This window comes from Micromonospora sp. CA-249363, from assembly GCF_050950185.1.
Taxonomy (GTDB): Bacteria; Actinomycetota; Actinomycetes; order Mycobacteriales; family Micromonosporaceae; genus Micromonospora.
The window spans coordinates 3,620,608-3,633,687 of record NZ_CP192020.1 but is presented as its reverse complement, the minus strand read 5'-3'; the positions used below and the strand labels follow the sequence as shown (position 1 = coordinate 3,633,687).

The window sequence follows — 13,080 nt, the reverse complement described above, 5'->3', positions numbered from 1 at the left end:
CGCGGGATGAGGCAGGGGTACACCGAACGCACCTACCAGGCCCGGCGTCTGGAGATCAGCGTCGATCGACCGTTCGAGGAGCTTCGGCGGCAGTACGAGCAGGCCGTCCCGCCCTACGACAAGGCGGCGTTCGACGCCCTGGTGGCCCGCCACGCCCCCTGGGACGACGTCCTCACCCTGATGCGCGAGCGTGCGCCCCACGACTTCCTCATCTACTGGAGCAGTGGCGAGCTGCGGCCGATGATGAGCCTCGCGGGTGACGCCGGCAACGCTGTCGAGTACCTGATGGGCAACCACACCATCGCCGAGAAGATGTACCGGCACGACCCGACCGCCGTGCTCTACGCGCCGTTGCGCACCATGATCGGCGATGTCCCCGGCGGCGGGGTCCGGTTCGTGATCGAGCAGCCCAGTCACGCCTTCGGTTCGTTCGGAGTGGACGCGATCCACGAGGTCGGCCTGGAGCTCGACCGTGAGGTCGCCGCCCTCCTGGCACATCTCGAGCTACCCGTGCCAGCGCCCCTGTCGAACTAGGGCCACTCAGGCGGGGATCTCGCGCTGACGGGTGAGCTCGTCCTCGACGAACGCGGGCCTTGCGAGCGTGATCGCCGGGATCATCGCCACGAGGGCGACCGCGAGCAGAAACAGCAGCGGCAGGGTCCACCCGTCGCTCACGTCGTGCAGCAGTCCGACGAGCAGCGGACCGAGCGCGCCGAGCGCGTACGCGACCCCCTGGGCGAACCCGCTCAGCGCGACGGTGCCGCCGGGGGATCGGGTGCGCACGTTGATGAGCACGAGGCAGACCGGGAACAGGATCGACCCCGAGCCGATGAGCAGCACCCAGAGCAGTGTGAGCGTCGCGGGCGCGAGCAGCAGGCCGAGGTAGCCGAGCACGAAGCTCGCGACACCGGCGGCGATCAGCCAGCCGACATTGCGCAGCCGCGCGACGAACAGGGGTGCGATGAGCGCGCCGGGCACGCTGATGATGCCGGTGACGGCGAGCAGCACACCGGCCTCGGTCGGCGTCGAGCCGGCGATGTCGCCGAGGATCTCGGGCAGCCACGCGAAAGCGGCGTAGGTGCAGATCGTGCTGGTCGAGAACACGACGGTGATCGACAGTGCCACGCGGGACCGCCACAGTCGCGTGACGAGGGCGGCAGGCGGGGACTCGACGGCGACGGCGTCCGAGAGTCGCCGGCGGCGCTCCCGCGCGATGATGACGAGCCACGGCATGAGCGCGACCACCGAGGTCACCGACCAGACGCCGAGCGAGAACCGCCAGCCGATCTGCTCGGCGATCGGAGCGGCGACCGCGGCGGGCACCGCAGTGCTCACGCCCACGATGCAGACGTAGACGGCGGTCAGCAGCGCCACCCGGTCGGAGAAGTAGCGCCGCACGATCGGCGGCAACAGCACGTTGCCGATGCCCGTACCGGTGAGCGCGACAACGCTGCCGACGAGCAGCACCGCGAAGCTCGGGGCGAACGCGCGTACCAGATGGCCGAGGGTCATGAGTATCAGCGCGAGCACGATGCCGCCGTCGAGGCCGACGCCGCGGGCGACGCGCGGCGCGACGAACCCGGACGCCGCCAACAGGATGGGTGGCAACGTGCCGAGCAGCCCGACGCCGATGTTCGAGATCGGGATGTCCACCCGGATGTCGCCGAGGATCGTTGATACCGCCGCAACCGCCTGCCGCAGGGTGAGCGCGACGAGCACGATGCCCAGCAGCGCGGCCGTGCGTCCCGCCCACAGCGGAAAGGGGCGGTGCTCGGACATTTCCCGAGTCTAGTCCTCCGGCCCGGGATTGTGATCATGGGCGTCGGTCCGGGGAGATCGTGGACGGTTTCCGTCCGGAGCTGACGAAAATCGTCCACGATCTCCTCGACCGACCGCTGATCAGGTGACTGTGACGGTCAGGTTGAGCGAGCGGGTCTCCCCGCCGGTGTAGGTGATCGTCACGCGGGCGGTGAAGGTGCCCTTGCGCGCGTAGCTGTGACTCGTCGACCGCAGCGTCGCACCGTGCGCCACCGCGCTGTTGTCGCCGTAGTCCCACGCGTAGTCGGTGATGCTCTGCCCCGACGGCGCGGTGGCGGTGGCCGTCAGCGTGGTGGTCAGCGGTGCGGCGCCGCCGGTCGGGTTGGCCGCGATCGACAGGGTTCCGCCCGGCTCCTGCTTGACGCCGGCGCCGTTGAACCGCATCCAGTCCAGCGACATCAGGTCCGGGGTGCCGCCGACCTGGGCGGCGTTGACGAACTTCGCGTACAGGGTGGTGGTGCCGGTCGGCTTGTTGGTCAGCGTGACCGTGGGCGACACCAGGTTGTCCCACCCTCCGGTCGAGCCGATGGTGGCCGTACCGATGAGGGTGCCGGTGGGCGAGCCGGTCCGCAGCTCGACGGTGCCGCCGAGGCCGCCGTTGGTCACCCCGAGCGTCACCGAGCCGATGTTGCGCAGGTCCACCGGCCCGTACGCCGCCCAGTCGTTGTGGTCGACGTCGCCGAGCCGCTTGCCGGCGCGGGCGGTGGCCCGGTCGTTGACGATCAGGCCGGACTGGGCGCTGAAGTGTTCAGCCTCCTTGCTCTTGGGTTGCAGCTGGACCCGGGTCGAGCCGGTGAGTGCCGGTACGCCGCCGGCCGCGCCACCGTCGGTGTACTGCGCGGTGATCAGGGTGTAGAGGTTCTGCCCCGGCCCGTGCCCGTCACCGGCGTCGGCCTCGGTGGCGAGCAGCCCCGAGCAGCCGGTGTAGACGTCCAGCGGGTGGGCGTGCGTGTCGTGGCCGAGCTGCGTCTGCACGGTCACCTTGGCGCAGTCGATGGTGGTGTCCTCCGGGTCGGTGACCGTCACCGTGTACGGGATCTTGTCGCCGAAGTCGAAGAACCCGCCGTCGGGCACGGTGATGGTGACCGTCGGCCGGGTGTTGCCGACCACGACATCGGTGACGGCGGTGGCGGTCAGGCCGTTGCCGCTGTTGCGGACGGTCAGCCGGGCGGTGAACTTCCCGGCCGCCGCGTACGTGAAGCTCGGGTTGGCGACGGTGGAGTCGGTGGTGCCGTCGTTGGTGAAGTCCCAGGCGTAGCTGAGCGCGGTCCCGTCGCCGGCTGTCGTGCCGGCCGAGGAGAAGCTGACCGTCAGCGGGGTACGCCCGGTGTCCGGAGTGGCGGTGATCTTCGCGGTCGGTGGCCGGCCGTTCGCCACGTAGTCGATCCGGTAGATGCCGGCGCCGGCGTTGCTGCCGCCGCGACCGCTGCCGGTGCCCTCGCCGAAGTCGATGACGTAGAGCGACCCGTCCGGGCCGAACTCCGCCTCGAAGGGCTGGATCCAGCTCATGTTCTCGAAGATCCCGTTGATCGACTGGAGGTCGCCGACGGCGGTGGGCGCGAAGCGTGAGTTGCCGAACGTCTGCGCCGTCTTGTGGATCGAGAGCGTCTTGAACCACTTGCGGGTGAACTCGTACGTGATCCACTTGCCCTCGAAGTACTCCGGGAACTTGGTGGTACGGGTGTTCGCCGGGTCGAAGTCGTAGACCGGACCGCTCATCGGCCCGCCTCCGCCGGTGCCCACCTCGGGGAACTGGGTGGAGGCGGAGTACGCGTACCAGACCAGCGCCGGCCTCGCCGCCGGAAGGGTGGTCAGGCCGGTGTTGTTGGGCGAGTTGTTCACCGGCGCCGCGCAGTTGAACTTCGCCCCGGAGGTGCTGGTGGCGAAGTTGTAGTCGTTGAACGGGATGTTGTTGCCCACGCAGTACGGCCAGCCGTAGTTGCCGGCGGTCGTGATGCGGTTGAACTCGACCGTCCCCTCCGGTCCACGGTTCGCATCCGCGGCGCGGGCGTCCGGGCCGTAGTCACCGACGAGCACCGCGTTCGTCCCCGGCTCGATGGTGATCCGGAACGGGTTGCGCATGCCCATCGCGTAGATCTCCGGTCGGGTCCGGGCGGTGCCGGCCGGGAAGAGGTTGCCGCTGGGCACGGTGTACGTGCCGTCGGCCTGCGGGGTGATCCGCAGGATCTTGCCGCGCAGGTCGTTGGTGTTGCCGGCGGTGCCCTGGGCGTCCCAGGCGGCCCGCCCGGACTGCTCGTCGATCGGGGTGTAACCGCTGGACGCGAAGGGGTCGGTGTTGTCGCCGATCGCGGCGTACAGGCGACCGGCCGCGTCCATGGCCAGCGATCCGCCCATGTGCGAGTTGGCCCGACCCACGCCCCGGTACGTCGGGACGGTCAGCAGCCGCTTCTCCGAGGAGAGCGCGACGCTGTTGTTCGCGACCGTGAACCGGGACAGGTTGAGCTGCTTGAGAGTCTTGTCCGACCAGAGCAGGTAGACCCAGCCGTTGCTGGCGAAGTTGCGGTCCAGGGTCATCCCGAGCAGTCCGTCGGACTGGTCGGTCATCGCCGAGGTGTAGGCGAAGTCGAGCAGCGTGGTGACCTGGAGCGTGTCCGAGTCGACCACCTTGAGCGCGCCCGTGCGCTGGATGTAGTAGACCTTGCGGTCGGGCGCGACGGCCAGTTCGAACGGGTCGGCCAGGTTCTCGGTGACCAGCCCGACCCGCTCGAAGGTGCCGGTCCTGGTGGCCGAGCAGTCACCCGCGACCGCGCCCGCGGCCCATTCGATGCCGTAGCGCAGGTGCTCCAGGAACGGGGCGCTGCTGAACTGGGCGCTGGCGTGTCCACCGGCCGTGAACCAGGAGCGACCACCGTCGTAGCGCTGACACCAGGAGTACGCGTGGTCGACGCCCTCGTCCAGGCCGCTGATCCCGTCGCGCACCTTGATCTGCGCGAGGGTGTGCACCTTGCCGGTCGGGTTGGTCCGCCAGTTGTACCACTCCTCGCTCTGCTCCCACAGCTCCGGCAGGTTCCGGGTGGAGGGGTGGGCGCGGTCGAGGACCTTCACCCGTCCGGGGTACGTGCCGCCGGTGGCCGAGAAGTCGGGGTGGTAGTCGAAGATGGTGCCGACCAGGCCCTCGTACCAGGGCCAGTCGCGTTCACTGGCGGAGGCGGCGTGCAGGCCGGCCCAGCCGCCGCCGTTGCGGATAAACGTCTGCAACGCCGCCCGCTGGCTGGCGTTGAGCAGGTCACCCGAGGCCGGGGTGGAGTTGGTGTTGTTGAAGACCAGGGCGTCGAAGGTGGCGAGGTTGGCGTCGGTGAAGGCGCCGGCGTCGGTGGTGGCGACGACCTCGAAGTTGTGGGTGGCACCGAGTTGCTGGATCGCGGCGACGCCGGCCGGGATCGAGTCGTGGTAGAAGTTGGTGATCTTCGAGAAGACCAGCACCCGGAAGCGTGGGGCGGCCTCGGCGGGCAGGGCGGTGGTGGTGCTCAGGACGGTGGCGACGGTGAGCAGGACGAGGCAGATCGCGCGCAGGTGTCTGGGCATGGGGGCGCTCCCTGTCGGACGGTGAGGGTCGGAAAGCGCTTTCTCGCTGCCCGGATCACGGTACTGACGCGCAGTTACGAACGTCAATAGAGCAGAGGTAAGCGGTTTCCTGGTGGATCGCCGTCCAGCGTCCCCGCCCTCGCCCCGAACCGAGGAGCCCGCCGTGCACGTCGACCTCGCCACGAGCGCCGGTAGCGCCGGCCGGCCGAACGAGGACTTCGTCGGAGCCGTCCCCGGCGCCGTCGTACTGCTCGACGGCGCCGGCATCCCCGGCGCCGAAAGGCTCTGCGCGCACGGCGTCGCCTGGTACACCCAGCGTCTCGGTGGGACGCTGCTCGGCAGCCTCTCGCGGGCCGACGGACGCGACCTCGCGGCCGTCCTCGCCGACGCCATCGGCGAGACGGCCGCCGCCCACCGCGGCACCTGTGACATCGCCGATCCCCGCAGCCCGCAGGCCACCGTCCTGATGGTCCGCGCCCACCGGGGACGGCTGGAGCACCTCCTGCTCGCGGACTCGTACCTCGTCCTCGACCAGGTCGGCGGCGGCGTGCGGTTGGTCACCGACGAGCGCGAGGTGGTCGCCAGGCGGGAGTGCTCGATGCCCCTGAACGGCATTCCACCCGCAACACCGGAGTACGACCAGATCCGCGCCACCTGCGCCGCCGCGCTACGCGCTCGCCGCAACCGGCCGGGCGGCTACTGGATCGCCAAGGACGATCCGCGCGCGGCATGGGAGGCGGTGACCGGCAGCACTGACCTCGACGAGCTGGACGGCATCGCGTTGCTCAGCAACGGCGCCAGCCGGATCGTCAGCCCGTACGCCCTGACCGACTGGCCCGGGGTACGCGAACTGCTCGCCACCGAGGGTTCGTCCGCCGTCATCCGCCGCGTGCGCGAGTTCGAGGCGAAGGTGAGCGGCGGCCCCGACGCCCCGGTCCCCGACGACGCCACCGTGGCCCACTACCGTCCGATGGCGTGATCGAGTACGAGTTCGAGGGCGCCGTGTGGGAGTGGCGAGGCTACAACGTGCCGGTGGGCGTCGCCCTGGCCGGACGCCGTGCAGCAGGCGCCCGACCAGAGTCGCCCCGCTAGAGGTACGGGCGCGTGATCAGCTCGATCGCGTGTCCTGCGGGGTCCTTGAAGTACACCCCGCGACCACCGTGCTCACTGTTGGTCTCTCCGGGCCGCTTCATCTGTGGGTCCGCCCAGTACGTGATGCCTCGTTCCTCGATGTACGCCAGGCACCGCCCGAACAACTCGTCGTCGACGAGGAACGCGTAGTGCTGCATCTGGATGTCCACCGGCGGCTCGGCGAACTGGAGCAGTACACCCTCGTCCAGCAGGACGTTGACGAACAGCCCCCACGAGGGTGCCTCCGGGAGTCCGAACAGTTCCCGGTAGAACGCCGCCGACGCGTGCTTGTCCGTCGCGGCGATGATCGTGTGGTTGAACGTGACTGTCACGCGTACCCGTCTTTCGGTCGATCCGAAGACCCGACCGGAAGATCACGGCGTCCAGCAGCCGTACTGAATGACAGACCCCGAAGGCGGCAACGCCCCGGACCCATGCGGCAGACGCGTACGCGTCGACTCGGCATGGCGGCTGAAGTAGCCAGAACCTCCGGGGGTAGGCCCATCTGGGGCGCACAAGGAGGCTAACACGACGTCCTCTCACGCGCGTGACGACAACGCGCGGCCCGCGAACTCGGAGCTCCTGGCTATCGTTCTACTCCGGGGCCGCCCACCCGCCCCTCGCTACGGCCGATCCGTCGCCAACAGCAGCGCCTCCGCGCCGACCGGGCGGAACCCGGCCGCCTGGAAGGCGCGCACGCTGCGGGCGTTGCCGGCGGCCTGCTGCGCCCAGAGCGGTTGCCCGTCGGGTACGAGGTGCCGGGCGGCCGTGGCCAGTGCCCGGCCCAGGCCCCGGTGGCGGCAGTCCTCGTCGACCTCGATCGCCGTCTCCCAGCGGCCCGCCACGCCTCGGCCCAGGACGACCACCCCGCCGTCGGCGGCCCAGACCCGGACGTCGTCACGTCGCCGCCGTGCCCGGCCCGCACGAGCGTGCCCGGCGTCCGGAACCTCGATCAGTCGCAGCGGGGGTGGCCCGGGCAGCGAACTCGCGACCGTCAACAGGTCGATGGTGTCGGTGGATCGCCCGGTGCGGTCGAGCAGCGCGGCGAGGAAACGCGGGTTCATCGTGGCCGCCAGGCCGTCGCAGTCGAGGGTCGCCAGCGTGTGGCGTACCCAGTCGGGGTCTTCGTCGATGAACACCACGGAGTGCGCGGTGAACGCGACGACTCCGGCGTCTCGGTGACACGGCTGCGGTACGACGGTGGTCCCGCCGTCCGCCGGCGGAAAGTGCCCGTTCGCCGCGGCCCGCAGGATGTCGGCCAGCGTACTCCCGGCGATCGTCGTCTCCTCGGGTCGGTGAAACGCGCTCGGCGGCCGGCGCGTGACGCGCCGACCGCCGAGGTGGTCCGGTGTCAGCTTCCGGTGCAGGTGGCGGTGGCGCCGCCGCCGTTTCCGGTGCCCTGGAATCCGAAACTGGTGGTCTGGCCCGCGGCCAGCCGCCCATTGTAGCTCTGGTTGGCGACGGTGACGGTGCCGCTGCTACCGGTCGCGACGCCGTTCCACAGCGAGGTGATTGTGGCGCCGCTCGGCAGGTTGAGGGTGACCCGCCAACCGCTGAGCGCGGTGCTTGCGGCGGTGACGGTGACGTTGGCGACGAAACCGCCGTTCCACTGGTCCTGCACGGCGTAGGTGGCGGTGCAGGCGGCACCCGTGGGTGGGGGCGTCGTGGGCGGTGGGGTGGTGGGCGGCGGCGTGGTGGGCGGGGGAGTGGTCGGAGGCGGAGTGGTCGGAGGCGGAGTCGTGGGCGGGGGCGTGGTCGGCGGAGTGCCGGGGTCCAGCGTCAGGTTCTTCTGCTGGACCGTCCACTGGGTACGGCAGAGACCGCAGTTGGACCCGACGAAGTTGGCGCCGGCGGTGGTGTCGCCCTTGAGACGCCACTTGAGGTAGAGCACCGCGACGCGGCCGAACTCGCCGCCGTTGGTCTGGTCGTAGGTGCCGCCGTGCCCGACGTTGAGGTTGCCCATGAAGGCGGGCAGCCCGGAGGGCAGCTTGCCCCAGTCGTCGATGGCGTTCGGGTAGGCGATGTCGCTGGGCCCGCCGACGAAGTAGGCGATCGGCTTGGTCAGTCTCCTGAGCTGGTAGTCGTCGGCGTCGTTGAGCAGGCCGCTGCTGAAGATGCCGGTGGTGGTGACGCGCGCGTCGTTGGAGACGGCGTACGCCTCGAGCCCGCCGCAGGAGAAGCCCGCGACCGCGACCTTCGTCGTGTCGATCTTGTTGAAGTACATGCTGCCCTGCCGGGAGTTCTCCGCAATGGCCCAGTCGATGGACTGGGTGAGCATCTGGGAGTTGGTGGAGCCCGAGCCGTTCGGGGCGCCGTTGGCGATGGCGAGGAAGCCGTGCGAGGCGATCTCACGCAGGAAGTTGCCCTGGGAGAGGCCGTTGGCCGAGCACCCGCCGTTGCCCCAGACGAAGATGGGCAGGCGTTCGGACGGAAGCGTCTGCGGCCGGAAGATGGTGTGGTTGGCCAGGCTGGCCGAGGTTTCGTAGTCGGCGGGATAGGGGCCGGACCCGCCGACGGCGGCATCGGCGGGTGTCGCGCCGAGCGTGATGATCATCGTGGCGATCGGGACGACGGCGGCCGCCAGGCCCGCGTAGATCTTCGATCTTCTTCTCATGCACCCCTCCAACGGATGTCACGTGGGGCTCCCCGCGGCGGCGGTGGCGGCTGTACGTTCGCGCGGCGACCGGTGGGTCGGCGCAGGCCACGGGCCAGGTCGATAGGTACGCGTCGACCACCCGGCGGGGTCCCCACAGGCGATCCGATGGGAGCGGTGTGCAGTTACTATCACTGTCGCAACGAAAAGTGTCAATGTCTCGGGTGTTCCGCCGCCGTCATCGGCCCGCCCTGCCGCTGGCACCCGGCCCGGCCGCCGAGGAATCCTCCGACGCCTCGAAATGGGTGATCCACACGGCGGCGTCCGGCCAGTGCGGTGTCGCCACCTCGACCAGCCGCGCTTGCGCGAGCGCGCCGAGCGCGGAGTGGACCTCCAGGAAGGTGTCCCGGGCCTCCTGGCGGGGCCAGGGCGTCGGCAGCAGGTGATCGGGCAGGTCCGGGTCGATGTCGGCGAACCTGCGCCAGGAGTCCATGGCCGAGGTCCGGGCCACCAGTGCCTGGGCCGGGCCTACCTCGTTGCTGCGCACCGCCACCCGCAGGCGCGCGTACCGCTGGATGAAGGCCGAGTACGCGGACGCGAGCGCGGTCAGGTCGTACGCGGCGGCCGGCCCGTGTGGTCCGGACTCCTCGTCGAACCGGACGTGCATGACCGACCACCGAGCGCCCCTGACGTCGTCCAGCAGCTCGCTCAGCGCCCTCCTGGCTGGCGCGGCGTCCGAGCCTGGCCGGATCCACACGCTGTCGTACAGGCCCGCGAAGCGCAACGCGCCCAACGCCCGGCGCACCGCGTGCCGGGACGCCTGTCCGGAATTCGGGATCGAGAAGGTGGCCAGCACCCAGTCGCCCGTCCAGTGTGGTGGCTGCGCGCCGAAGGTCAGGAACTGCCGCATCCGCGCCCGGTGCCGGGCGATCGCCCCGGACGTCAGGTGGTAGACCGGGGGCCGCCGGCTCGCCCGCATCGCGATGAGGCCACGCTTGACCAGCCGGGACAGGGCGGCACGGGCACTGGACTCACTGACGCCGAACTCGCGCAGGATCGCGATGACCGCCGCCGACGGCAGATCGGCGTCCGCCGAGTCGAGATACTCGCCGAGCACGGTCGCCAACAGGTGCTGCGGGCTGGACCCGACCTGGGCCCGGGGAACTCGCACGTCGTCACCGTCCACGCCACCAGATTGCCGCACCCAGTGGCGCACAGCTCGTCAGCTCAACCCGGCGGCCTTGTGCAGCAGCACCGAGCGTTCGCGCTGGTTGGCGCAAAGCCGTGCCGCCGCCTCCCATTCGGCGCGGGCTTCCGTACGCCGGCCGAGTCGCGCCAGCAACTCGCCGCGCACGGTCGGGACCAGTTGTGACCCGGGGAGCCGACCTGCGGCAACCAGCTCGTCCACGATGGCCAGCGCCCGCGCCGGGCCGGAGGCCATGGCCACGGCGACGGCCCGGTTGAGATCGACCACCGGCGACGGCGCGACCCGGCCGAGCGCGTCGTAGAGCGCCACGATGCTGTCCCAGTCGGTCGCCTCCACGGAGGGCGCCGAGGCGTGCGCGGCGGCGATCGCGGCCTGTAGGCCGTAGCGGCCGAGACCGCCGCTCGACGCCCGGGCCAGCGCGGTCAGTCCTCGGCGGATAGCGGAGGCGTCCCACCGCCGTCGGTCCTGCTCGTCGAGCAGGACCGGAGTGCCGTCCGGGTCGGTCCGGGCGGGGAACCGCGCGGCTGTCAGCTCGCACAGCGCGAGCAGGCCGTGCACCTCCGGCTCGTCGGGTTGGAGCGTGGCCAGCGTACGAGTCAGTCGGATCGCCTCGTACGCGACGTCGGGGCGCAGCAGGCGGTCGCCCGAGGTGGCCGTCGACCCCTCGGTGAAGATCAGGTACAGGACGTGGAGCACGCCGTCCAGCCGTGCCCGACGCTCGCCGGCCGGGGGCAGCTCGAACGGCACCCCAGCCGCCGCGATCGTCTTCTTGGCGCGGGTGATGCGGGCCTGCACGGTCGGCACGGGCACGAGGAACGCGCGGGCGATCTCCTCGCTGGACAGCCCGCCGACCACCCGCAGGGTCAGCGCCACCCGCGCCTCGGGGGAGAGCACCGGGTGGCAGCTGACGAACATCAGGGCGAGGATGTCGTCGTCGATGCGATCGGGGTCGACGGCCTCGTCCAGGTCCTCGCCCGTCGCCGCGTCGACCGCCAGCAGCGCATAGCGCTCCCGCAGGGCGGTCCGGCGGCGGATCGTGTCGATGGCGCGTCGTCGCGCGGTGGCCATGAGCCAGCCGGCCGGATTGGCCGGGGAGGCGCGCGGCCAGGACACCAGCGCCTCGGCCACCGCCTCCTGGGCGGCATCCTCGGCCAGCCCGACGTCACCGGTGAACCGGGTCAGCGCGGCGACGATCCGCGCCGACTCGACCCGCCAGACGGCCTCGACGTCGGCCGTACCCATCAGGGCTGACCGTTGGTGAGGCTGCCCGGCGGGACCTCGTCGGCCTCGGCCACCCGCCGGACCTCGATCTTGGACCCACGGACCGCCGGCACCCGCCTGGCCCACTCGACGGCCTCCTGCTTCGAGGCGACGTCGAGCAGGAAGTAGCCCCCGAACAGCTCCCTGGTCTCGCCGTACGGGCCGTCCGTGACCACGGGCGCGTCGCCGCCGAAATCCACCACGACGCCCTGGCCCGGATCGTCCAGCCCTTCGGCCGCGAGGAGGACACCGGCCTTCAGCATCTCCTCGATGAACCGGCCGGTCGCGGCCATCGCCTCGTCGATCGACGCCATCATGGCCGCGTTCGACTCGTCGGTGCCCCGCATGATCAGCATGTACTTCGCCATCGCCTTCTCCTCCTTCGGCGGGGTCGCCGCTCGCCCCTCGCGCCTCTTCGTCGACCGAGCGGACCGCGGATCGACACCGCCGCAGAGAATTCTCCGACCGACCGTATGGCGCGGGCTGCCGGATCGCCGCCCGGACTCCGCCTCGGCTCGACCGCCCTTATGAAACAGGCCCTGACGCCCAGGAGGGGCGCCAGGTCGTCGCGGGTGACGGAGTCAGGCCCGCGCAGTGGTCCAGCACCGCGCCCAGGCCCGGGTGCGGGTTCGCGCGGCGCAGCAGGAGGGAGATCGGGTACGCGAGCGTCGGGCGCGCGATCGGGATGCGGCGCAGATCGTGGCTCGTCGGCCAGAGGTACCGGTCGCGCGCGCCCACGAGGGTCGCCACGTCGGCGGACTCCGCGAGGATGTCGAGCAGTACCTCGTCGCCGAAGTGCGGGCCGGCGGCGTCGATCCGCAGGTCGAAGGCGGTGGTGAGCTGGTCGTAGAAGTCCGCCCACTCGGAGCGCGGCGCGATGCCGGGCACCCAGATCCGGTGTCCCCGGAGCTGGGTCGGCGTCAGCGTGCGGGCGGAAGCGAGCGGGTGCCGGGGGCCGACGAGCAGTTCCAGCGCCGAGTCGAAGGCGTGGACCATCCGCACGTCGCGCGGCAGCGTCGCCGGATCGGTGACGGACCGGAACGAGGCGTCGACGTCGCCCGCCTGGACGGCGGCGACCGCCTCGCGCGGGTCGTCGACCCGCAGTGTCACGACGTCGAGGTTGATCTCCGGATGCGAGCGCCAGTAGTCGTGCAGGACGACGGCCTGCGCCGAGCGCAGGCCGAGAACGTCGATCCGCAGGGCCCGCGAGCCCGGTCTGATCGCGGCGACCGCGCGGTCCACCCCGGCGACGATGCCCCGGGCGTGCGGGAGGAACGCCTGGCCGTCGAGCGTCAGCTCGACCCCTCGGGGGGTACGCGTGAACAACCGGACGTCGAGCGCGCGTTCGAGAGCCGCGATCCGCTTCGACACGGCCTGCTGCGTCACGCCCAGCTCGTCGGCCGCGTGCTGCAACTGCCTGAACTCCGCTGCCCGCACGAACGATCGCACCGCTTCGGTATCCACCGGCTGATTATGTACCCGCACAACCAATGGTTGTGACGAGGCCGTGGTCGGTTGTTTGCTT

Annotated in this window: 11 protein-coding genes; 2 read left to right on the top strand and 9 right to left on the bottom strand. The window is 70.9% G+C overall.

Translation table 11 applies throughout. The features are described 5' to 3' along the window. The first annotated feature begins 6 nt into the window (after nt 1-6). Nucleotides 7-534: a hypothetical protein gene (locus ACQPZK_RS16730; RefSeq protein WP_433533844.1), complete on the top strand. Its 528-nt coding sequence runs from the start codon at nt 7-9 to the stop codon at nt 532-534. Between the two features lie 6 nt (nt 535-540). Here the strand turns inward: ACQPZK_RS16730 and ACQPZK_RS16725 are convergent, their stop codons facing one another. Together ACQPZK_RS16725 and ACQPZK_RS16720 are read right to left on the bottom strand one after the other, a co-directional pair. Next, nucleotides 541-1,779: an MFS transporter gene (locus ACQPZK_RS16725; protein ID WP_433533843.1), complete on the bottom strand. Its 1,239-nt coding sequence runs from the start codon at nt 1,777-1,779 to the stop codon at nt 541-543. Between the two features lie 120 nt (nt 1,780-1,899). Beyond that, nucleotides 1,900-5,364: a ThuA domain-containing protein gene (locus ACQPZK_RS16720; RefSeq protein WP_433533842.1), complete on the bottom strand. Its 3,465-nt coding sequence runs from the start codon at nt 5,362-5,364 to the stop codon at nt 1,900-1,902. 163 nt (nt 5,365-5,527) lie between these two features. On the opposite strand from ACQPZK_RS16720, the gene ACQPZK_RS16715 reads away from it, so the two are divergent. Beyond that, nucleotides 5,528-6,343, top strand: a complete 816-nt coding sequence (locus ACQPZK_RS16715; RefSeq protein ID WP_433533841.1) for a hypothetical protein — start codon at nt 5,528-5,530, stop codon at nt 6,341-6,343. A 109-nt stretch (nt 6,344-6,452) separates the two neighbouring features. Here the strand turns inward: ACQPZK_RS16715 and ACQPZK_RS16710 are convergent, their stop codons facing one another. The 7 genes from ACQPZK_RS16710 to ACQPZK_RS16680 all read right to left on the bottom strand — a co-directional run bounded on the left by ACQPZK_RS16710 (nt 6,453) and on the right by ACQPZK_RS16680 (nt 13,019). Next, on the bottom strand, nt 6,453-6,827 hold the full coding sequence (locus tag ACQPZK_RS16710; RefSeq protein ID WP_433533840.1) for a VOC family protein: 375 nt from the start codon (nt 6,825-6,827) through the stop codon (nt 6,453-6,455). Nucleotides 6,828-7,118: 291 nt separating this feature from the next. Beyond that, nucleotides 7,119-7,772 carry a GNAT family N-acetyltransferase gene (locus tag ACQPZK_RS16705; RefSeq protein ID WP_433539236.1) on the bottom strand — a complete coding sequence of 218 codons (654 nt, stop codon included), beginning with the start codon at nt 7,770-7,772 and terminating at the stop codon, nt 7,119-7,121. Nucleotides 7,773-7,846: 74 nt separating this feature from the next. Continuing rightward, a complete protein-coding gene (locus ACQPZK_RS16700; RefSeq protein WP_433533839.1) occupies nt 7,847-9,109 on the bottom strand; it encodes a cellulose binding domain-containing protein in 1,263 nt (420 codons plus the stop codon). Nucleotides 9,110-9,326: 217 nt separating this feature from the next. Then, entirely contained in the window at nt 9,327-10,259 is a 933-nt protein-coding gene (locus tag ACQPZK_RS16695) for a PaaX family transcriptional regulator (protein ID WP_433533838.1), read from the bottom strand. Between the two features lie 51 nt (nt 10,260-10,310). Then, the gene (locus ACQPZK_RS16690) at nt 10,311-11,537 is read right to left on the bottom strand and encodes an RNA polymerase sigma factor (protein WP_433533837.1); all 1,227 of its coding nucleotides are present in this window, start codon (nt 11,535-11,537) and stop codon (nt 10,311-10,313) included. Then, nucleotides 11,537-11,923, bottom strand: coding sequence for a YciI family protein (locus ACQPZK_RS16685; protein ID WP_433533836.1), 387 nt, complete (start codon nt 11,921-11,923; stop codon nt 11,537-11,539). The genes ACQPZK_RS16690 and ACQPZK_RS16685 overlap by 1 nt, the downstream gene beginning before the upstream one ends. A 157-nt stretch (nt 11,924-12,080) precedes the next feature. Beyond that, on the bottom strand, nt 12,081-13,019 hold the full coding sequence (locus ACQPZK_RS16680; protein WP_433533835.1) for a LysR family transcriptional regulator: 939 nt from the start codon (nt 13,017-13,019) through the stop codon (nt 12,081-12,083). Nucleotides 13,020-13,080: the final 61 nt, after the last annotated feature.

Excerpts from the sequence above, each read along its gene's own strand:
- ACQPZK_RS16725 (WP_433533843.1), bottom strand. The coding sequence starts at position 1,779 with ATGTCCGAGCACCGCCCCTTTCCGCTGTGGGCGGGACGCACGGCCGCG.
- ACQPZK_RS16690 (WP_433533837.1), bottom strand. The coding sequence starts at position 11,537 with ATGGGTACGGCCGACGTCGAGGCCGTCTGGCGGGTCGAGTCGGCGCGG.
- ACQPZK_RS16720 (WP_433533842.1), bottom strand. The coding sequence starts at position 5,364 with ATGCCCAGACACCTGCGCGCGATCTGCCTCGTCCTGCTCACCGTCGCC.
- ACQPZK_RS16685 (WP_433533836.1), bottom strand. The coding sequence starts at position 11,923 with ATGGCGAAGTACATGCTGATCATGCGGGGCACCGACGAGTCGAACGCG.
- ACQPZK_RS16730 (WP_433533844.1), top strand. The coding sequence starts at position 7 with ATGAGGCAGGGGTACACCGAACGCACCTACCAGGCCCGGCGTCTGGAG.
- ACQPZK_RS16700 (WP_433533839.1), bottom strand. The coding sequence starts at position 9,109 with ATGAGAAGAAGATCGAAGATCTACGCGGGCCTGGCGGCCGCCGTCGTC.